General features: G+C 40.9%; 26 protein-coding genes. 10 read left to right on the plus strand and 16 right to left on the minus strand.

Annotated features, from left to right (window positions below; genetic code table 11):
• Positions 1 to 53: 53 nt before the first annotated feature.
• From I6L31_RS12895 to I6L31_RS12905, 3 genes are all read left to right on the plus strand, one after another.
• Positions 54 to 293 (plus strand): RNA recognition motif domain-containing protein, encoded by a 240-nt coding sequence (locus tag I6L31_RS12895; RefSeq protein WP_004991365.1) that lies wholly within the window; start codon positions 54 to 56, stop codon positions 291 to 293.
• Positions 294 to 412: 119 nt separating this feature from the next.
• Positions 413 to 916 (plus strand): DUF6586 family protein, encoded by a 504-nt coding sequence (locus I6L31_RS12900; protein WP_004991364.1) that lies wholly within the window; start codon positions 413 to 415, stop codon positions 914 to 916.
• A 110-nt stretch (positions 917 to 1,026) separates the two neighbouring features.
• Complete coding sequence (locus I6L31_RS12905; RefSeq protein ID WP_004991363.1) at positions 1,027 to 1,305, plus strand: hypothetical protein; 279 nt, start codon at positions 1,027 to 1,029, stop codon at positions 1,303 to 1,305.
• Positions 1,306 to 1,356: 51 nt separating this feature from the next.
• Here I6L31_RS12905 and I6L31_RS12910 read toward each other — a convergent pair whose 3' ends face one another.
• The 4 genes from I6L31_RS12910 to I6L31_RS12925 form a co-directional block, all read right to left on the minus strand.
• Complete coding sequence (locus tag I6L31_RS12910) at positions 1,357 to 3,078, minus strand: cation:proton antiporter (protein WP_004993987.1); 1,722 nt, start codon at positions 3,076 to 3,078, stop codon at positions 1,357 to 1,359.
• Positions 3,079 to 3,218: 140 nt separating this feature from the next.
• Positions 3,219 to 3,374, minus strand: coding sequence for a 50S ribosomal protein L33 (gene rpmG, locus I6L31_RS12915; RefSeq protein ID WP_001205031.1), 156 nt, complete (start codon positions 3,372 to 3,374; stop codon positions 3,219 to 3,221).
• A 12-nt stretch (positions 3,375 to 3,386) separates the two neighbouring features.
• Positions 3,387 to 3,623 carry a 50S ribosomal protein L28 gene (rpmB, locus tag I6L31_RS12920; RefSeq protein WP_000048256.1) on the minus strand — a complete coding sequence of 79 codons (237 nt, stop codon included), beginning with the start codon at positions 3,621 to 3,623 and terminating at the stop codon, positions 3,387 to 3,389.
• 166 nt (positions 3,624 to 3,789) lie between these two features.
• A complete protein-coding gene (locus I6L31_RS12925; protein WP_005001359.1) occupies positions 3,790 to 5,238 on the minus strand; it encodes a coniferyl aldehyde dehydrogenase in 1,449 nt (482 codons plus the stop codon).
• A 122-nt stretch (positions 5,239 to 5,360) separates the two neighbouring features.
• Between I6L31_RS12925 and I6L31_RS12930 the strand changes: the two genes are divergently transcribed.
• The 5 genes from I6L31_RS12930 to I6L31_RS12950 all read left to right on the plus strand — a co-directional run bounded on the left by I6L31_RS12930 (position 5,361) and on the right by I6L31_RS12950 (position 9,177).
• Entirely contained in the window at positions 5,361 to 6,050 is a 690-nt protein-coding gene (locus I6L31_RS12930; RefSeq protein ID WP_005001360.1) for a TetR/AcrR family transcriptional regulator, read from the plus strand.
• A 120-nt stretch (positions 6,051 to 6,170) separates the two neighbouring features.
• Positions 6,171 to 7,037 (plus strand): formyltetrahydrofolate deformylase, encoded by an 867-nt coding sequence (purU, locus tag I6L31_RS12935; RefSeq protein WP_004991356.1) that lies wholly within the window; start codon positions 6,171 to 6,173, stop codon positions 7,035 to 7,037.
• A gap of 310 nt (positions 7,038 to 7,347) precedes the next feature.
• On the plus strand, positions 7,348 to 8,130 hold the full coding sequence (locus I6L31_RS12940; protein ID WP_004991354.1) for an energy transducer TonB family protein: 783 nt from the start codon (positions 7,348 to 7,350) through the stop codon (positions 8,128 to 8,130).
• 19 nt (positions 8,131 to 8,149) lie between these two features.
• Entirely contained in the window at positions 8,150 to 8,773 is a 624-nt protein-coding gene (locus I6L31_RS12945) for a MotA/TolQ/ExbB proton channel family protein (protein ID WP_004991352.1), read from the plus strand.
• The gene (locus I6L31_RS12950; protein ID WP_004991351.1) at positions 8,773 to 9,177 is read left to right on the plus strand and encodes an ExbD/TolR family protein; all 405 of its coding nucleotides are present in this window, start codon (positions 8,773 to 8,775) and stop codon (positions 9,175 to 9,177) included. The genes I6L31_RS12945 and I6L31_RS12950 overlap by 1 nt, the downstream gene beginning before the upstream one ends.
• A gap of 63 nt (positions 9,178 to 9,240) precedes the next feature.
• Here I6L31_RS12950 and msrA read toward each other — a convergent pair whose 3' ends face one another.
• The 8 genes from msrA to lgt form a co-directional block, all read right to left on the minus strand.
• The gene (gene msrA / locus I6L31_RS12955; RefSeq protein WP_005001363.1) at positions 9,241 to 9,765 is read right to left on the minus strand and encodes a peptide-methionine (S)-S-oxide reductase MsrA; all 525 of its coding nucleotides are present in this window, start codon (positions 9,763 to 9,765) and stop codon (positions 9,241 to 9,243) included.
• 93 nt (positions 9,766 to 9,858) lie between these two features.
• Positions 9,859 to 10,338 (minus strand): META domain-containing protein, encoded by a 480-nt coding sequence (locus I6L31_RS12960; protein WP_005001364.1) that lies wholly within the window; start codon positions 10,336 to 10,338, stop codon positions 9,859 to 9,861.
• A gap of 125 nt (positions 10,339 to 10,463) precedes the next feature.
• Complete coding sequence (locus I6L31_RS12965) at positions 10,464 to 11,531, minus strand: Lnb N-terminal periplasmic domain-containing protein (RefSeq protein ID WP_004991348.1); 1,068 nt, start codon at positions 11,529 to 11,531, stop codon at positions 10,464 to 10,466.
• A gap of 28 nt (positions 11,532 to 11,559) precedes the next feature.
• The gene (locus I6L31_RS12970) at positions 11,560 to 12,069 is read right to left on the minus strand and encodes a dihydrofolate reductase (protein ID WP_004991347.1); all 510 of its coding nucleotides are present in this window, start codon (positions 12,067 to 12,069) and stop codon (positions 11,560 to 11,562) included.
• Positions 12,070 to 12,086: 17 nt separating this feature from the next.
• The gene (gene thyA, locus I6L31_RS12975) at positions 12,087 to 12,929 is read right to left on the minus strand and encodes a thymidylate synthase (protein ID WP_005001367.1); all 843 of its coding nucleotides are present in this window, start codon (positions 12,927 to 12,929) and stop codon (positions 12,087 to 12,089) included.
• Between the two features lie 119 nt (positions 12,930 to 13,048).
• Positions 13,049 to 13,414, minus strand: a complete 366-nt coding sequence (locus tag I6L31_RS12980; RefSeq protein ID WP_005001368.1) for a hypothetical protein — start codon at positions 13,412 to 13,414, stop codon at positions 13,049 to 13,051.
• Position 13,415: 1 nt separating this feature from the next.
• Positions 13,416 to 13,802 (minus strand): hypothetical protein, encoded by a 387-nt coding sequence (locus I6L31_RS12985; protein WP_035271688.1) that lies wholly within the window; start codon positions 13,800 to 13,802, stop codon positions 13,416 to 13,418.
• Positions 13,803 to 14,075: 273 nt separating this feature from the next.
• The gene (gene lgt / locus I6L31_RS12990; protein WP_004993972.1) at positions 14,076 to 14,900 is read right to left on the minus strand and encodes a prolipoprotein diacylglyceryl transferase; all 825 of its coding nucleotides are present in this window, start codon (positions 14,898 to 14,900) and stop codon (positions 14,076 to 14,078) included.
• A 94-nt stretch (positions 14,901 to 14,994) separates the two neighbouring features.
• On the opposite strand from lgt, the gene I6L31_RS12995 reads away from it, so the two are divergent.
• Positions 14,995 to 15,780, plus strand: coding sequence for an NRDE family protein (locus I6L31_RS12995; protein ID WP_005001372.1), 786 nt, complete (start codon positions 14,995 to 14,997; stop codon positions 15,778 to 15,780).
• Between the two features lie 31 nt (positions 15,781 to 15,811).
• On the opposite strand, the gene I6L31_RS13000 is transcribed toward I6L31_RS12995, so the two are convergent.
• From I6L31_RS13000 to tatA, 4 genes are all read right to left on the minus strand, one after another.
• Complete coding sequence (locus I6L31_RS13000; protein ID WP_005001376.1) at positions 15,812 to 17,845, minus strand: PhoX family protein; 2,034 nt, start codon at positions 17,843 to 17,845, stop codon at positions 15,812 to 15,814.
• Between the two features lie 195 nt (positions 17,846 to 18,040).
• Positions 18,041 to 18,802, minus strand: a complete 762-nt coding sequence (tatC, locus tag I6L31_RS13005; protein ID WP_004991337.1) for a twin-arginine translocase subunit TatC — start codon at positions 18,800 to 18,802, stop codon at positions 18,041 to 18,043.
• Entirely contained in the window at positions 18,799 to 19,248 is a 450-nt protein-coding gene (gene tatB / locus I6L31_RS13010) for a Sec-independent protein translocase protein TatB (RefSeq protein WP_005001377.1), read from the minus strand. The genes tatC and tatB overlap by 4 nt, the downstream gene beginning before the upstream one ends.
• A 12-nt stretch (positions 19,249 to 19,260) precedes the next feature.
• Positions 19,261 to 19,482, minus strand: a complete 222-nt coding sequence (gene tatA, locus I6L31_RS13015) for a Sec-independent protein translocase subunit TatA (protein ID WP_004991333.1) — start codon at positions 19,480 to 19,482, stop codon at positions 19,261 to 19,263.
• A 151-nt stretch (positions 19,483 to 19,633) separates the two neighbouring features.
• On the opposite strand from tatA, the gene I6L31_RS13020 reads away from it, so the two are divergent.
• Complete coding sequence (locus I6L31_RS13020) at positions 19,634 to 20,512, plus strand: AEC family transporter (protein ID WP_005001378.1); 879 nt, start codon at positions 19,634 to 19,636, stop codon at positions 20,510 to 20,512.
• The last annotated feature ends 150 nt before the right edge of the window (positions 20,513 to 20,662 follow it).

A 20,662-nucleotide genomic window follows, 5' to 3' on the forward strand; every position in this document is an offset into this window, starting at 1 on the left:
TTCATATATTCAAAATTTCAATGCGTAATTCACGCTGTCTAAAAGGTTAAATCATGAAAATCCTCGTCCGTAATCTCGAACGTTCCATTACTGAACAGGAACTGCTCGAGTTGTTTCAACCTTTTGGGCAAGTAGAGTCCTGTGTATTGGTCCTAGATCCAGCCTCAGGCAAATCCAAAGGCTTTGGTTTTGTGGAAATGCCGCATGCGCGTGAAGCCATAAAAGCAATTAAAGGTTTGAATACCTTTAAAGTTAAAGGTGCTGGGATTCGAGTCAAAGCAGCAGAGACCTGATAATTTTTTAAATTTTTATTGTTTGGCGCATGTCTTTTCGATTTGAAAAAGTTGTCGAATTGCCCCATATCCAGTTAAGCTAATGTATAGCATTCGTTGAGTTCAGTTAAGGAAAAATCATGTCTCGTGTTGCTCGTTATCATGCCGATCGTACCAATCAAAAGTTGTATTTTGCACGTCTGGCGTGTCAACAAGCCGAGCAAATTGAACACGTACAACAGGCACAAGCGTATCGAGAAACCGCAGTGTTTCATTTACACGGTGCAGTGCTGGCTTTTTTACAGGAGCTAGTACGTTACTATCGCTTAACAGATATGCAACCGACCCTAAAGTCAATTGAAGATAAAATGGCGGAGAAAGGACAGGTTTCACCTGAAGTCCTGGTTCTTCAGCAACTCGCGAAAGATGGCTTTATTGCGGAACTTAAGCGCGCTTATCGGATGTGCCAATACGCACCTGAACCCACCGAACCAACGCCTGAAGAAGAAACGTCTTCTCACTTGATCATCAAAGTCACGCAAGGCCCGCAATCATGGTTGCCTGATGTCAAAATTCTACGTGAATGGCATCGTGAGTTAAGTCATCTGATTGATGGCTTTCGCAATGAAATGGTCGAGTTTTAAACTCAATTCCTATAGAGAACTTGAAATCTGCTACAAGAGTTCCTATATATAAATCTCATACAGTGCAAAGTGCAGTTGCCCTTTGCCACCATGTTGAACATGGAGGATTTATGTCTATTCAACAGTTGAAAGAATTATTTGGTAGCCAGGAAGCTATTCTGGAACTGGTTCAACTTGAAGGTGGTGAATTGGCACTGCGAAATGCTGATTCAGAACAGGAACCTTTGGTTAAGATTCAGTTTAATGATGAAGTCAAAGCACTTCTTGGAGACCAAACTCCCATGGTTGCCCAGCATATGATTCAGGCTGCGTTATTTGGTTTGTTGGAAAAACAAATGAATCAATGGCAGGCTGAGGTAGTGGATGAACAACCCCAACATTTAAGCTAAAAAAGCGTACCCAGAGTACGCTTTTTTTTTTTATGGTTGTTTTGATCAGCTTTAATGGTTGCTGGTAGTTGTATGATGTGCCAATTCAATTTGATGCAAAATATGCTGACTCATATTCTTCGCCATTTCTTCTTTGGCATAGAACACTAACCCGACATTATCCTGCCGAATGACCTCAGCTTCTTCATGACTTTCTGCACAGCAAAGCACTTCAATTCGAGGATTCAGTTGTTTGGCGATATCAACAATACGATGAATATCGATAATATCCATGGGTGATAATACTAATAACCGCGCATGCATGATATGAGCCTGAATCAGCACACTTGGCTCCGTGGCTTCACCACTTACTGCTGGAATGCCTTTCTTACGCAGATTTTCGACTATTTCACGATTTTCTTCTGCGATCACCACACGAATATCCTGTTCCATCAAAGTTTTGGTGATTCTTCGCCCAACTTCACCATAACCCACCATGACCACCTGATCACGTAAATAGTCTTGATCGACTTCATCTGGCAACATAGCTAATGGATCGCCGCTACGTTCCAGTAAACGTGCCAAATGTGAACGTTCACGGATCCAGCGCTGAATGGGTTCAATGGCTGAAAAAACAAATGAATTCAGTGTAATGGAAAATAGAGCGCCTGCTAAAATCAGGTTTTGTGCATCTAGCGTTAGTAATCCTAATGAGACGCCGAGGGTGGCCAAAATAAAAGAAAACTCACCAATTTGAGCCAAACTCGCGCCAACAGTCAGAGCTGTATTAATCGGATAACGGAAGAATAACACCAGTGCCATAGCCGCCAGCGTTTTCCCGACCATAATAATCGCGATCACTGCCAAAATATGTAAGGGTTGTTCGACCAAAATACGTGGGTCAAAGAGCATGCCGACAGAGACGAAAAACAGAATTGAAAAAATTTCACGTAAAGGTAGCGTTTCTTCTTCGGCCCGATGACTAAAGTCAGACTCTTTTACCACCATTCCTGCAAAGAACGCTCCCAGTGCCATGGAAACCCCAAAAATGGCATAAGAGCCATAGGCGATGGATACCGCTGCGGCAACAACGGTAAGCGTGAATAACTCACGTGAACCTAAGCGCGCCACGAATTGCATAATCATCGGTACGAGACGTTTACCAATAATCAGCATAAAGGCAATAAAGCCAGCCACTTTAAGTAAGGTAATGCCTAATGTGATCCATATACTCTGATCCGTTGCAGCATGTGCTAATGGTTTGCCGCCCAGTAAGACGGCTGTGGCAGGTAATAACACCAACACGAGCACCATCACTAAGTCTTCGACCAGCAGCCAGCCGACAGCAATTTTGCCATTGACTGAATCTAATAAACCACGATCGCCTAAAGCCTTGAGTAATACCACGGTACTTGCACAAGAAAGACTCAAACCAAACACGAGGGCTGAGCCAAAACTCCAGCCCCACCACATGGAAACCCCCACACCAAGCAAAGTCGCTACAGCGATCTGCAAAATCGCACCTGGTAGGGCAATACGACGTACCTGAAGTAAGTCACTCAGGGAAAAATGCATTCCCACACCAAACATGAGGAACATCACACCAAGTTCTGCAAGCTGATTAGCGAGCGCCATATCTGCCACGATACCAGGTGTATTGGGACTGATGATAATGCCCGCGATGAGATAACCAATCAATGGAGGAAGGCGTAGACGTGCGGCGATATAACCAAAAATCAGGGCAATACCAAATCCGACAGCGAGTAATATAATCAGATCTACGTCATGTGGCACTCGGTACTCCTTAAGCTTGAAGTAAAGTAAATAAGCATAATTAATGCCAATCTTAAAATGATGAAAAGTTTAACAAGCTGCATAAAAAGAATGCAAAAAAAAACGACTTCATTTGAAGTCGTTTTTTAAAGAATCTAAAATTATTTGATTTTAGCTTCTTTGAAGATGACGTGTTGACGGATTTTTGGATCAAATTTTTTGATTTCCATTTTTTCCGGCATAGTACGTTTGTTCTTAGTGGTAGTGTAGAAATAACCTGTACCAGCTGAAGAAACTAGGCGAATCTTGTCACGCATTGCAAGGACTCCTTAGATCTTTTGGCCTTGAGCACGAAGATCAGCAACAACCTTTTCAATGCCCAATTTGTCGATAATACGCATACCTTTAGTGGTTAAACGAAGACGTACAAAACGTTTTTCGCTTTCTAACCAGAAACGGTGGTGGTGCAGGTTCGGCTCGAACCGGCGCTTGGTTTTGTTGTTGGCGTGTGAGACGTTGTTACCAACGACTGGACGCTTGCCGGTAACTTGGCAAACCTTAGACATGGTGGAACTCCATTGATTTAGCCAACAGCAAATCTGTGGCCAGTCATACAAATAAACAGATTGAATTTATTCAAGGGGCGTTTTATACCAAAAATACGATTAAAAGACAAGCGAATTTGGTAAAAACGCAGCATGATCTGGTGTGATAGATCATGCCTTGATCATCCTAACGTAGAAGCGTTTTGTAAAGTAATCTGTGAATCGGCTTATTAAATGGTGGCAGAATATATTTTAAGCTATACAGCTTAGGATTCGACATCATTGACCGTCCATGAGACAGATTGAAAAAACCTTCTGGACCGTGATATTTACCCATTCCAGATGCACCGACACCACCAAAAGGAAGGTCGTCCTGTGCAACGTGAGTTAACACGGTATTTTGACCAAAATGTCCCGAATGTGTACGTTCGGCGACATAATCGGCACGTGATTGATCAAAGTCGAAATAGTATAGCGCAAGTGGACGAGGACGGCGATTAATAAACTCAATCACATCCTCAATATGATCATATTCAAAGATCGGTAAAATTGGACCAAAGATCTCATTTTTCATGATCTCCATTTCTGTGGTTACACCTGTTAATAAGGTAGGTGCAATTTTACGAACATCTTCTAGCTGTTCTTGTTCTGGATTAATTTCAATGATTCGGGCACCTTGAGTGCGGGCATCTTCCAGATAGTTTTGCAAACGATTATACTGTTTATCATTGATAATCGACGTATAGTCTTGATTATCATGATAATAAGGATACATCCCTTTCACAATGGTTTTAAAGTTTTCAATAAACTCGGCTGCACGGCCTTTGGGTAAAAATAAATAGTCTGGTGCAACACAGGTTTGACCTGCATTCCAGAGTTTTCCAACCGCTAAACGTTGTGCTGCATCTTTCATGTCCATGGATGGATGGATAATGGCAGGAGATTTTCCACCGAGCTCTAAGATCACTGGAACTAGATTTTCAGCTGCCGCCGCCATCACAGTTTTACCCACACTGGTTGAGCCAGTGAAAATAATTTTGTCGAAAGGCAAATGGCTAAAAGCATCAGAAATTGCACCACCCCCATTAATCACTGTTACAAGTTCTTGCGGAAAGGCTTCAGAAAGCGCGTTTTCCAAGACTTGTCCAAAGTGCGCCGAGGCACTTGAAATTTTGATCATGGCATGATTACCCGCTGCCAGTGCACAGATGAGTGGCCCGACAGAAAGGAGTAAAGGGTAGTTCCAAGGTGCAATAATACCTACAACACCGAGCGGCTGATATTGAACCCAAGCTTTGGCGGGTTGGTGAATGAGACTGACATGACGTTTGGATGGCTTCATCCATTCGGTCAAATGCTTGCTATAATAGCCTACCTGTTCAATACAGGTGAGTAACTCGCCAATTTTGGTTTCGCCCACAGAGCGATTACCATAATCGGCATTGATGGCTTCAACCATCTGATCCTGATATTTGACTAAAACCTGTTTTAGTCGGGCTAATCTATCAATACGATCTTTTGCTGTTGGAACAGGATAACGCTGGTATGCTAGCTTTTGATGTTCCAAAATCTCTTTGAGATGTTGGACATTAAATGAATGAGGAGTCATCGACATTGTTTTTGTTTGACTGTTCATGACACGCTTCCATAACTAAAATTTGCGATATATAGTAATTTTTAGAGTAAATACTCTAAATAGTCAAGCTGGTTTATGTGTCCGCGTTTTAACTTTTTGAATTTAGGTACGGTTATTAAATAATGTCTCTCAGTAAAACAGTCAAAACCAAAGATCGTATTTTGCAAATCAGTTTGCAATTATTCAATGAGCGCGGTGAACGCTCAGTGACCACCAATCATATTGCTGCCGAGCTCGGGATCAGTCCTGGCAATCTGTATTATCACTTCCGCAATAAACAGGAAATCATTAAAGAACTGGCAGAACAGTACCAGCATGAAACATTAAAGATGCTGGCATTGCCAGATGACCGTCTGGTCAATGCCAATGATAAAATCCGTTATTTTCAGGTCTTGAGTAATCAGCTTTGGGCTTATCGTTTTTTGCATCGCGATGTTTATCATTTAGTTGAAAGTAATGATGACTTCAAAAAGATTTATCCGCGATTCGCAGGCAAGGTGATGCAGCAGGGACAAAAAATCTATCAGGCATTTGTGGATGCAGGTCTGATGAAAATGACCAATTCAGAAATTGAAGCATTGGTCATTAATCTGTGGATCGTGTTAACCAACTGGACCAATTTCCTTTATATGTCAGGACATATCAGTGACAGTAGTCACCTAGAAGAAAAATGGATTTGGCAAGCCTTGCGTCAGATGGTGTTTTTAGAAGGACCATATTTGATGGGGGAAAGCCGTCAAACCTATGAAAGCTTACTTGAAAGTTTTGGTAGTTCAGAGCTGTTTGCAAGTTTATCTGCAAAAAACCAGTAATTTAGGGCGTTGCAAGGATGGGTTCAATCTTGTCAATTGAAACTGTTTCAGTCTCTTGCAAAAAAGCGCTAGAATACTCGGCTTATTTTTTAAAATTGACTTATAAGTGATATTAATCAAATGAACACGACCACCGCCAATACAGCACGTTTACTTATCACCTGTGAAGACAAACCGGGCATCGTGCAAGCTGTATCGAGCTTTTTGTATCATCAGGGAGCAAATATTACCGCACTTGATCAATACGCCACAGAAGCTCAGGGCGGACGTTATTTTATGCGTGTGGAATTTGAGCTGGAGCATTTACAAAGCCGTAAAGATACATTGATTCAGACTTTTGCGGCAAACGTCGCTGAGCGCTACAACATGCAATGGCGTTTGGCCTTTGTCAATGAACTGAAAAAAGTCGGGATTTTAGTTTCTAAAGTGGATCATGCCCTACTTGAGCTCTTATGGCGACATGCCCGCGGTGGTCTGGCTTGTGAAATTACTAAAGTGGTGTCAAATCACGAAGATTTACGTGAAGCGGTGGAAAACTTTGGTATTCCATTCGAAGTTGTACCTGTGAATAAAGAAAATAAACGCGAAGCATATGCGCAAATTGATGAACTCATGCAAGGCAATGATTTATTAGTGTTAGCGCGTTATATGCAAATTCTGGATGAAGAGTTTGTAAGACATTGGGAAATGAAAGTGATTAATATCCATCATTCCTTCCTTCCAGCATTTGTGGGTGCAAATCCATATAAACAAGCTTATGAAAAAGGCGTTAAATTGATTGGTGCAACGGCACATTATGTGACGGCTGATTTGGATCAAGGACCGATCATTGAACAAGACGTAGAACGCGTGAGCCATGATTTTACTGTAGAACAGTTGCGCGAACTTGGACAGGATGTGGAACGTAATGTCTTGGCAAGAGCTGTTAAATGGCATCTGGAAGACCGTATTATTGTCGATGGAAATAAGACGGTAGTGTTTCAATAATTAAGTCGTAGATTTAAGCATGCCAAAGCGCATGCTTTTTTATCCAGAGTAAGTGTTATGATATATCATAATAATTATTTCCGATCACGATTTAAATTTATGAAGAAATTTTCTATACTTAAATTTATAATTTATCTATATGAAATATAAATAATTTTATTGTGGTAGTTACAGTTCTATAAAATAACGGTTGCAAATGAAAACACTTCTCATTTATTATTGCGTTACTTTAATTGTTTGAACCGATGAGCTAAATCGTTCCAACATATTGTTACGGACATTTGGTTTTCAACAAGGTAATTAGATTCACATGAGTCAATCTCCTGCAATAACTTTGAATTCTACTCCTCCGAATTCTCCTCATCCGATGAAAAAAAAGGTCATCGCTGCACTGGTTGCGGTTGTGATTGGTCATGCGGGAGTGTTATGGGCGGTGAGTCATCTTAAAACTCCTGAGCTCAAACCGATTGAGAAACAACCGTTAAACGTTCGGTTTGTTAAAATTCAGGCACCACCTCCATTACCTCCTAAGCCAAAGGCTGAACCAAAGAAAGAACAGCCAAAACCGAAAAAAGAGGTGAAAGAGGTCAAGGTGGTAGAAAAAGTTGCACCACCACCAAAAAAAGTGGAAAAAGTGCAGCAGGTAAAAAAAGCGGAAACCCCTAAAGAAGTCGTTAAAGCTGAACCTAAGGTTGACATGAAACCATTAACGACCACCACGACAGTGACTGAAAAAGTGGTTGAAAAGGCAAAACCTGCTCCTCAGCCTGCGGCAGAACCGCAGCGCGATCCATCGCCAAAAAGCGTATCGATTGGGGGTTCAGGTGTACAGTGGAGTCGTTCTCCACGTCCTTCATATACTAATCGTGATCTACAAGGCGAAACCCGTACTGTAGTGGTCATGATTGAAGCAGATGAAAGTGGCAAAATAACCAATGCGCGTGTGACGCGTAGTAGTGGTGTTGCGTCACTCGATGACAAGATTTTACGCGCAGTGCGCAGTGCAAAATTCAAACCGTATAAAGAAAATGGTGTGGCTTACCCAATTCGGGCAGAACAACCATTTGAATTAACATTGAATCCTAACGGCTAACATTTTCAGGAGTTCGAGTATGAACTTTTCAGTTTATTGGCAACATGCAGATGCAGTCAGCAAAACACTGTATTTTGTGCTTTTGGCAATGTCGATTGCAACCTGGACGATTTTCATCTTGCGTTTGATGGGAACCCGCCAATTAAAACAACAAGCTTATGCTCAACTGTCTAAAGCATTATCTAGCTTAAAAGCAAAATTTATACATTTGCCATTTGATCAGCGTAAGGCGGTAGCGGAACAAGCGTTGCTACGTCAAATTTCTGCTGAAAAATCTAATGCAGAAAAAGGTGTGGCAGTTTTGGGTACTATTGCTTCGATTGCACCTTTCGTCGGCTTATTTGGTACAGTATGGGGTATTTTCCATGCTTTGGTTGCCGTCGGTAAAAGTGGTCAGGCAGGTTTGGCTCAGGTTGCCACCCCAGTCGGTGAAGCACTGATCATGACTGGTTTGGGTTTGGCTGTTGCGATCCCAGCGGTACTGGCTTACAACATTTGTGTGCGTTTTAATCGTGGTTTAGCGCATGATTTACAGGATCAGGCACATAGCTTATTGATCGACACCATGTTATTACAAGACTCTACAGAAGCAAAAGCAGACGTGAAAGCAACTTCACAAAGCTATGTTGGAGGTCAGGCTTAATGGCTTTTCAATTGGGTGAAGACCACGACAGTGGCATGAATGAGATGAACCTCATTCCGTTAATTGACATTATGTTGGTATTGATGATCATTTTCCTTGTCACCGCGACGGTCGCCAACCCATCAGTGCCATTAACGTTACCAAAAACAACGGCTGAAATTCAGCCACCTCCCGATAAACCGATTACGATTAGCATCAATGCTGATGGTGGTATTGCATGGGGACAAGAAAGCATTACGCTGGATGAACTACAAAAACGTTTTAATGAAGCAGGTCAATCCGCTCAAAAGCCAACTGTTCAATTACGTGCAGATAAAGAATCACGTTATGATACGGTGGCGCAAGTTATGTCACGTGCGAGTGAAGCCGGACTCAGTGATATTGCCTTTGTGAGCGAAAACTGATTTTTAGTCATGCTGTAAAAAAAGCAACTCAGGTGAGTTGCTTTTTTTATCTCAAAATTTTATTCACTCAGTTTTTAGTAAATCTTGAAACTTTCCTCTAAGCTTTGACAGCTTAGGCGGGATTGCAAAGTTACAATAGCCCTGTGACGGATTTTTGGCATAAAAGTTTTGATGATAATCTTCTGCTGGATAGAAAGTTGGCACAGGACTGAGTTCGGTGACGATATCGATACCTTCCTGTTTTAACTCTACAATGAGTTGCTCAGCTTGCTGTTTCTGGGTTTCATCAAAATAATAAATAACAGAGCGATATTGAGTGCCGACATCATTCCCTTGACGATTCAGTGTAGTTGGATCATGTGTGGCAAAAAACACATGAAGCAATTGTGTATAGCTAACCCGTTGTTCATCGAAGTCAATTAAAATCACTTCTGCATGCTGGGTTTGCCCCGTACACACAGCTTCGTAGTTAGGGTTAGGAATGTCTCCACCTGCATAACCGCTAACGACTTTAATGACACCCTGAATTTGCAAGAATACCGCTTCGGTACACCAAAAGCATCCTCCACCAAATAAAGCTTGCTGCATATCCTGATCCCTTTCTTTATTGCTCATCACTTAATACTATAGTGTTAGCACAATTTATTCATAAAATTAAATGTATTGGTCTGAATCATGCGTTTATGTATCTGCCTTTTTAAAGGCAATGAGGGTTTGTCCATTTTGATCAAATAAGACCAGTAGTTGTGAACTGGCACGATAACTCGTAACTTTTGCCAATGCTTGTTGATATTGAGTGGCGGTAAGACTATTTGCATCTGGACACATCATTTTGGTACTTGCGATTTGACCAAAGCTTAAATGGTCATCTGTCGTGTTAAAACTGCCCATAATCTGGTTGCAGCCATCTGAACCGCTAAAACGTTTAGAGCTTGAATCAAACTGGATTTGAGGCGTTTTTTCAGAAGATTCCACCTGAAAACCATTAATTTCGGTAGCGACCCAGTGTTGCTGATATAACAGCGTAGGTTGCTGAGATTGAGATGAGGCGCTGGATGTTACTTTGGCTACAGATGCAGTGGGCGCTGAAGTGGTAGCGGCACAACCTGTGATGGTCAGGCAAGAAATAAGACCAGTTGAAATTATCCAATGCTTGAGCATGAAAATAACCCTTAATATACGGACGCAATTGCTAGATATAAGAGCAAAAAAACACTCAAAACGCAGTGAAAAAACGTGAAATTGTGTAGTTAATTTTTAGTGTGCTCTCACATTATCTTCACAATTTAGTGAGCCTGTTGATTGGGCTGTGGCAAGCCTTCACGGATGGCCGCGGAAAAGTTGGCACTGCTTTTATATTTAAATGTTTCGTACTCGGCTGAACGTGCATTGATATATGCCATTTGATACCACTCAGGTACCGTATAGCGATGACTGAGCACGTTCAAATCATAAAGATAATTAGGTAAATAACCAGACACGATTAGACGATAATCTTTCGGCAATTCATTTGGATTGATGGCTTGCACCATATCAAACACCAGTGTGGTGCAATTACTGGTCAGCGTATTATACCAGCGTGCTTCTTTTTGAAGTTCATCGACTGTTTTTAAATATTCATTAAACAGCGCTTTAGCCTGTGTATTGGTCATCTTGATTGGAAATAAATAGACTTGCTCTTTACGCACATTACTACGTGTATAAATAATATCTTTTTCATCCGCTGCAACCAGACTCAGTTCAAACTGTCTAAAAAAACCGCCGACTGCTGAAAAGTTCTCATTCTTTTCCTTACGAATTTCAATAGAAAAAACTAGAGGGGCTTGATCACTAAAATTAAAACTGACCAAGGTATGGGCAATTTGTGGACCCATCCAGTAAGAAGTTACGATATTAACCCCACTAATTTTATCCAGATTGAGATGTCGGGTTTCCCAGCGTTCGGTATAACTTCCATCAGGTTTCCAGTCAAAGTTGCGAATATTGTGCAAGGTGACCAAATTCCCTGTACGTTCATAGGATAAAATTTTAGCGACTTCAGGATTCCAGTCACGATTTTGTAAGGCTGGGATTGAAAAGTACCAGATCAGTACTGCAATAAAAGCCACCAAATAAATCGCCAAATCGACCCGTCGGCTAATCAAATGTTGAGTGACATAAATCCCTAAAATACTTAAGGCAAAAACGATCCAGACGCCAATCAGCACACGACTGAAAAGCCAGCCTAAGGGTTGTTGAATCCAGATAGCCATGCATACCCATATACTGGAAAAAATAATAAACAAGCCAAAGGCTGCCAGAATCAGTCCTTTGCCTAGAGCAGTTAAAAATTCTTTTTTTCCAATGTGCTGCATAAGTTTGCGCTAATTCTATTGTTATGTACTATTTATGATAAGTTGCGAATTCAAAAGCAATACCAGTTTTGTCATCAGTATGTTGTTCACTGGCTATCTTGTTAAAACTGACTGGAATGGCAGGGTAATGCGCATCTCCCTGTACATCGAGTTCAACATGAGTAAGTTCCAGACGATCAGCAATCTCAAGAGTCTGACTAAAAATTTCACCGCCACCTATAATAAATAGCGCGGTTTGATTGGATTGTTTTGCATCTTGTGCTGCACCGATTAAAGCCGCTTCGATACTATGAGCTACTTTAGTTCCATCAAAGTGCCAACTAGGATCACGAGTAATTACCCAATTGACACGGTTGGGCAAGGTGCGCCCCATCGATTCAAGGGTTTTACGACCCATGATCACGATACCGCCTTGTGTAATTTCCTTAAAATGTTTCAAGTCAGCGGAGATATGCCACGGCAAAGCATTGCCTTTACCAATGCATTGTTGCTGATCCATAGCGACCACATGGACCACTTCTAGGTCTTGAAAAGCCATTGTGAAATTCCTTAACCTTATACTGCGACAGGGGCTTTAATTGCAGGATGCGATTGATAATCTACAATCTCGATATCTTCAAATTTAAAATCAAAAAGATCATGAATGTCTGGATTTAATCTTAATTGACATAACGCCAGTGGTTCACGAGTAACTTGCAACTGTGCTTGTTCAAAATGATTGGCATAGAGATGAGTATCACCACCTGTCCAGACAAAATCACCAACGCCTAATTCACAAACTTGCGCAATCATATGGGTGAGCAAAGCATAACTGGCAATGTTAAACGGCACACCTAAAAATACATCGGCGCTACGTTGGTAAAGCTGACAGGAAAGTTTGCCATCTTGAACAAAAAACTGGAACAAAGTATGGCAGGGTGGTAATGCAACCTGTCCCGCTTCATTTGGGTTCCAACCAGATACAATCAGACGACGAGAATTTGGATTGGTTTTAATTTCATTGATGAGCCATTTGATTTGATCAAATCCATCAGAGTTGTAGCTACCATCTGCTTTTTGGGTTGCGCCAAAGTTACGCCATTGATGACCATACACTGGACCAAGCTCACCTTCAGGGCGACCGAAACGAGCCGTTTGTTCAGCGGTCGACCACTCATCCCAAATGCTGACTTTATTGTCTTTGAGATATTGGACGTTGGTATCGCCTTTTAAAAACCACAAGAGTTCAATCACAATCGAACGGAAATGGACTTTCTTGGTGGTGAGTAAAGGGAAACCTTTAGATAAATCAAAACGCATTTGATGACCGAATACTGAACGTGTTCCTGTTCCTGTACGGTCACCTTTGTCACCGCCATTGTCGAGGATATGTTGTAAAAGATCTAAATACGCGCGCATGATGCTCTCTAATCTGGATGGATATTAGTCGGTTCATTACCGATCAAATATTAAAAAATCGATGCTAAATCTTAACTGCTTTTACGCAGAATGAACAGCACAGCAGATCTCATCACGTTTTAACGTGGTGCGCGATTTTGATAAATCGAAACAATAAATAAACCTAAAGCACTGAAGCCGATGACCTGTATGGCTAAGATCCATTGATGTGGCTGAGGCAAAAAAGAAAAGAGGGTAATAAGCGCCATAATGGGAAAAACAAAACCAATGATTGAAAACCCTTCTGTATAGGGGTTATCAGCTTGAATACGACTTATTTTTTGCTGTAAAAAATGATGGATCATTCCCAGTAACAGACTCATGACAACAAAAAGCGCTGGTAATTTTTCAATGGTGGAACTGAGGTAAATGATGACACACGTGGCAATGCAAATCCCCAGTTTGATACCACGTGTACAACGCTCAGAATACCAAAAATCTAACATGTTAATGATCTTTCGATGAGTTGATCGGTGGCGCTTTAAGTAAAAACTGTGGGGAAAAGACAAAGACTGCAAGTGCCATAAAAGCAATGCCCTGAATACCCCACCACATCAAATTATTCATGGTTTTCATAAAAAGCAGAGCCAATAACAGGGCGATTGGAATCCATGTCAATAAACGATAAAGCAAGCCAGTTGGATTATTTTGAGCAAAATGTTGTTTTAAATAGCGACAGATTAAAAAAATGATACCCGTTCCAGCAAACATTAAAATCACGTCTAAAGGCAATGGATGATAACGATATAAGCCAAGTGCAATCAGTAGCGTAATGATCAAAATCAAAAATTTTTTCGAACGCGAAATATCAGAACTAAACCAGAATTCAAGCATATTGATTGGATCAGAATGGAAACCCTGAAAATGTAACATACAAATCTATCACTGGAAGGTCGAATCAATAAAAAGAGAGGGTTTTGATTGGTGGGATTGATGATGTTTTTTATTTTATGTATTGGAAAATTAAAATTATTTTACAAGTAGGAGTGATCAACTTAGATTTAAAATTGTTTAAATAATTTTGTATCGTTTCGCTGTCTTGATGAAAATTTTTTGAATTTTCGGTTTGATTCCCAACCAAACCGAAAATAAAGATGACTTTAAAAATCAGGTTGAACGATTTTTTAAAGGACCCCAATCATAAATTTTACGTTGATAAGCGTACCAAAGCATCCAGAGGCCAATCAAAATCATCGGAACAGTTAAAATCTGACCTTTGGTCATCCAACCCAATAAAATGAAGCCTTGATCAGCGTCGGGCTCACGGAAGAACTCCATGCTAAAACGAGCGATGCCATAGCCAATCAGGAACAACGCAGAAACAGCCATGCGTGGACGCGGCTTACTACTAAACCACCACAGCACTAAAAATAGAATCAGACCTTCACAGATGGCTTGATAGATTTGCGATGGATGACGGACCAGATGCAAAGGATCTGTTGGAAAAATCATGCCAAATGGATAATTCGGATCCTGAACGGCACGACCATATAATTCGCCACCGATAAAATTACCAATACGACCGAACATCAAGCCTGTCGGAACACAGGGCGCAATAAAGTCCAGTGTTTCAAACCATGTTTTTTGGTATTTGCGGCACCAGAGAATCATGGCCAGCATGACCCCGATAAACCCCCCGTGAAAACTCATGCCGCCCGTCCAGACCTGAAACAGCCAGATTGGGTTCGCCAGAAACTTATCAAACTCATAAAACAGCACATAGCCAATACGCCCACCCAGTACCACGCCAAGCGCTCCGTAGAACACAAGATCGGAAACCATGTCGGCTGTCCAGCCATCACGTTGTTTAGCGCGATAAGAAGCAAGTCCCCAAGCGCATAAAAAAGCCAAGAGATACATTAGCCCATACCAATGGACTTTCAATGGCCCGAGCGACAGTGCAACAGGGTCAATATTCGGGTAGGTCAGCATTCCTATTCCTTGATTTTTTATCTTCGTGAGATTCTAACGGAATAAAAGAAAAATGTTGTACATTCAATGTGTAAAAGATGACGAGAAAAAATTCATGTGTATTGTCTCATTGGCTTGGCAAGTTTTAGAACAGACACCGATCTGCTTATTATCAAATCGGGATGAGTTTTATGCACGCCCCACGATTCAATTACATCTGTGGGAAAACACGCCGATTATTGCAGGTCAGGATCTACAGTCGGGTGGCACATGGATGGGCGTGACTGCTTCAGGGCGTTGGGCGATTGTCACAAATTTTCGTGATGGTCAGGATAAAAAAACGTATGACACATCGAGAGGTGCATTGGTCGAAGATTTCTTGTTGTCAGATTTAACGCCGATTCGTTTTGCCCAACAGCTTGAGCAAAAACAGCAACAATATGCAGGTTTTAATTTATTTATGGGAGATCAAGCTCAGGCGGTTTATATGAGTAATCGCGGGGAAGCACCACAAGTATTAGCCAAGGGTGTGTACGTGGTTTCTAATGGTTTAATGTCAGAGCATTGGGAAAAAACAGCGCATCTGCGTAAACGGTTTACGCAAGAATTTTTACCGATGTTGCAAGACAATGCGAATCAAGATGATATTGAAAATGCAGCGTGGGATATCTTAGAGGATGAACGAAAGGTGATTCCAGAGCTTTTACCCGCAACTGGAATAAGCCCTGAAATGGAACAACTTTTATCGTCTACATTTATTCAAAGCCCTGTATACGGCACACGTTGTTCTAATTTTTTAAACATGAGAAATCAACAATGGAATTGGCTGGAAAAAACTCAAGCTGGTGAATTAAAAGATCAAATCATAGATTTGAATATTCCCTTAAACCAACAAAGCTGACCGAAGTCAGCTTTGTTTGAAATCACTAAAATTATTTTTTAACAACAGAAGGTGCGATTGGATCTGCGGTAATGTAACCCACTGATGCAGCAAAGCCATTGTTATAGTTTTTATTGATGGCATCAGTCAGTACTTTTTGGTCATTTTCACTTAAACCAGTGCGTACGCCTGTTTTGCTATCTACTTTATAGAAACGATCCCATTCATCGCCCGCATGCTGGAAGTTACTCATGATATACGTCCAGCCATTGACGTTATCAACTGCATGTAAACCTGTTGACTCGGCGCCTGCTGGTGCTGAAAGTAATCGAATCAACTGTTTAGTATCGACATTATATGCCCATAAGAAGTTATTAAGGTGATTACCACTGTCTTCACCAATAAACAGCGTACGCAATGTTTCTGAATATTTGAGGTTATCTGGGCTTGCGATATTGTTTGGATCGGCTGTATTACCTAGATTATCCATGCTGGTATCAACACCCATAATCAGCATATGGCTTTGTTTTGCTGCCCAGCTACTATTGATGACTGCGCCAGTACTATCGACTTGACCAGATGCGAGATCATGCGCCAATACACCGCCCGCTTTGATGGTTTTGCTAAAGGATACGTTATTGCTTTCAACCCATCCAGAAGCTCCTTTCACCATAGAGTCTTGAATGTTGGCCAGTGCGGAATAGCCAACTTTGTCTTTGATGTTGACTGTGGTGCCTTCCATTTTAGTAAAGGCCATACTTGCGCCTTTGAGTGCAGCATAACGATGTGTTTCAAGGAAAGCGGCAGCAAGTTGAATTTCTGCATCCGTAAAGCCGTTGTTGGCAGCTTTGAGTTTGACCCAAAGTTTTTTCTTGGCAAGAACAATCGGGGTATAACTTGCATCATTTGGATCAGTGGTTAAACTTTCCATAATGTTTTCAGGTTTAATACCACGAACATTGACCAGATCTTCAATGGTTTTACTGTTGGTTGATCCCAGTTTAATCCATTGAATACGCGCTGTTGTCGATTCGGTTAATACATCCAGATATTTGGCAACATAGAGTGTTCCCGCAGATAAATCTTTTTCTTTATCTGCCACGAACATAAAGAAACCGCCATTGGTATAGTCATCGCCCATAATCGCAGTACGATTATCTGGCATCACTTGAATCAATTCATGTGAAATACGGCCTAAACAGAAATGTTTTTTTGCTGTACCTGAACCGTCTTTATTCACCACAATTTCTGGTAAATGCCCATAGTTATAAGGATTTGCTTTTGAGGCATCGCCAAAATAGTATGTCCCGATACCATCCGCACTTGGGCCACCAATCCCTTGTTTAAATGCATCTGGTTCATATTCTTCGCTAGAAAGGTGGGTATTCCACGGAGAAAGACTCGCACCACAGGTAATCCATAAGCCATGAACTTTGGACATATCCACGTTAAAATATTTTTTAAGCGTTAAATGACCTGTTTTTTGATCTTGATCAAGCGTCAAAATAGCGATAGGCGATGGCAGTTGACCATACATGCTGGTTCCTGCCAAATTTTTAGTCGTGTATTCAAATTGAACCACATGGAACACAGGATTGGTAACACCTGCAACAGAAGCGCCTTCAATTTGGATCAAAGATGAGCCATCTGGACAGTCAGAGAAAAATTGGCGCTCTGAACCTGCAACAGACGTATCTTTGATTGGGTTGCCATTGACATCAAAATAACCACCAGCAACGATCGTACCGCCATTTAACGCAGGAACGCTTTCACCTGTTTTAAAGAATGAACTGTATCCAAGTTGATAGTCTGTTTTTGAGCCATCATCCCAAGAGATACTCAATTTTGAACCGACAGACGTGGTTGCCATTGCTGCTGGATCAGCCAATGTCGGCGCTGTCATTGGGGTAAACGTTGCATTTTTAAAATTAGCAGGTTTAACTGGTGTTGTAGAGCTGTCATTATCACTGTCATTGCAGCCCGCTAATGTTGCCGCAGTTGCCATTGCCCCCAATGGTAAAAAAGGAATTCCGCTGAACCATTTTAGTAAATCACGACGGGTAGGATGATTGCTTGCCGATGTCATAATAAATCCATAACGTTTGTGGGTATATTTGTGGCATTGATTCTAGGCAACTTAGATGACATTTTTTTTACGGTTTTAAGTCAATTTAAAGACAATATTTTTTGTAAAATCAAATAATTAATTTTATAAAAATAAAGCCTGAATATATTGAATATTCAAGCTTTAAAAGATGTTGTTGTTTTTAATTTTAAAGTTTTAATGTGCTGGTTTTTCTAGTAGTTTCCCAAAAAATAATCCCATCTCAAATAATAGCCACATCGGCACAGCCAACATCACCATCGAAATAGCATCTGGTGGAGTAATAAACATGGAAATAAAGAAACAGCCGACAATAATAAAACGTCGTTTTTCAGCGAGGCTTTGAGTGCTCACCACGCCAATCAAAATGAGGAGTAAAGTCACAATAGGAATTTCAAAAGTAAAACCAAATACCAGAAATAATTTAAGACAGAACTCAAGATAACTATTGATATCGGTCATTGGTGCGACTGTTTCAGGTGAAACGCTAATGAAAAAATGCAAGATAGCAGGCAGGGTGATGAAATAAGCAAAGGCAATGCCTGCAAAAAACAAAACGATACTGCCTACAAGTAAAGGCAATGCCAAATATCGTTCTCTGGCGTAGAGCGCAGGTTTAATGAATAACCAGAGTTGATACAAAATAAACGGCATGGCGAGAACTATCGCCACAAATAAATTCAACTTAAATGGAGCCATAAATGTGGCAGTAACATCCGTTGCAATCATAGAGGATGATGCAGGCAACTGCATGCGCAAAGGTTCAGATAGCCATTGATAGGTATAATTACGAAACGGAAGTAAGCAAAAAAATAAAAACAGCGTTACTCCCACGATTCTAAATAAATGCTTGCGTAATACCACCAAATGATTGGTCAATGGCATTTGCTCAAGTGTTTCGGCTGCTGTATTGAGCGTATTTGAGGGTAGCTGGTTCATACGGCAATCTTCAGTTCAATAGGGGCGGTCGGTTGCAATGTGGTGTGTAGACCATCAACCGTCTTTTCTTTTTGCTGCCAGTTTTTAAAGGGAACATAGCTTGCGGTTGAAATAAATGAATACACTCGAACAATTTTTTGTTGTTCCTGATGATTTTGAGGCGTTTGTTCTAATTCGGAAAGTTTTCTCTTTTCTATTTCTTCCAGTTGAGATTGTACTTTGCGTTCGAGTGCTTCAATTCGATTTAACTCATCCTGCATTTCTTTACGGAATTCAGAAATTTTGAGTTCACGGTCAATTTCATTTTGAATATTGCTGATATGACGTTTAATTCTGGCATACCAGCGTCCTGCAAAACGTGCCGCTTCAGGCAGCTTGTCAGGGCCCAAAACCAGTATGGCGATGACTGCAAAACACAGAATTTCGGTCATTCCAATATTCAACATGAGGGACGTTCCTTAGCCTTTTACAGATGATACAGGTTCAGAATTTTTCACATCTGCATCGATCGTTTTAGGTTGATTAAGCGCAGACTTTTCTTCGTCTTCACGAATTGACTTTTTAAAGTCTTTGACTGCACCACCCACATCTTTACCCAAATTTTTAAGCTTTGAGGTACCAAATAAAAGCACCACGACAATCAAGAAAATCACTACATGCCAAATCGATAAGCCTGCCATTTTTGTATCCTCCAAAAGTTTGTGGATATTTCAACAGTCTGTAGTGACAGTGCAGTGACAGAAATATTTCATTTTTAAGACAATTCAATTTTAGCTTTAGAAAAATGCTAGTATTCCACGTGATGATTGAAACTTTATTTTAGAGCGTGTTGTGAATCTTATTCTCCCACTGATCGCCTTTGTTGTTGGATGGATACTGGCTCAAACGCGATTCGCTGTTGGTCTCAAACCTGCATTTGCGACTTTATTGGCCCGTGTCTTTATTCCGATTGTGATTATTTACAATATGGTGTTTTATCAGACGGGTAGTTTAAGTCTGATGCTCTTTAGTTTCGTCTCCGCAGTTTTGCTGTATGCGTTGTTTATGCAATGCTTTAAAGATCGTTTAGGCGCATTATGCTTTAGCTATGTCAATATGGCGTGGTTGGGTTTTCCATTCGCGATTGCTTTATTTGGCCCTGAGATTAGCTCTGCTATGGTGGCTTTATATATTGGCGGGTCTATTTTTGGCAATATTTGGGCAGTCACTGCGGTGTCTTCGGAGCCACAGCCAAAATCGGTCATTGTAAAAAAAGTAATGCAATCTCCACCTTTTGTGGCTTTGGTTTTAGCTGGATTATTTAGGTTGATGGGGCTGCAAAATATCCAAGAAACCTATTGGGTTGATCACGTTTATAGTGCCAGTAAGATCGGAATGACCTTTGCAGGAATGTGTGTATTGGGCATGTGGTTACGACGAACCAAAGTCAGTGTGGATGATTTAAAACGAAGTAGCATGATTTTAGCGCTTAAAATCATTTGTGGTATAGCATTGTGTAGTATTGCTTATTTCTATCTACCGATTCCACATGTTCAGCAGTATATTGGTGTCATGTTTTTATTGTTCTGTTTACCGCCTGCGGCAAATATTGTGGCGCTTGAAACGCATTATCAGGCGACTGGGGTTTCAGCGAAGTATATTGCGTCGGGTACGATTGTCAGTTGTGTGGTGATTGCAGTTTATGGAATGTTGCTGCATTTTTATTTTTAAGTCTAAATGGTCGAAGCGCAATAGAATTTAATCCGTTATGTTGTTATTTCAGAACAGTGTTTGACCATTAAGACTTGAAAGCAGATTTAACCTTCGGTTCGACCTACCTTGCGAAACGATGTTTCTCATTTGGCAAAAGTAGGCAAAACC

Source organism: Acinetobacter septicus, from assembly GCF_019355975.1.
Classification (GTDB): domain Bacteria; phylum Pseudomonadota; class Gammaproteobacteria; order Pseudomonadales; family Moraxellaceae; genus Acinetobacter; species Acinetobacter ursingii.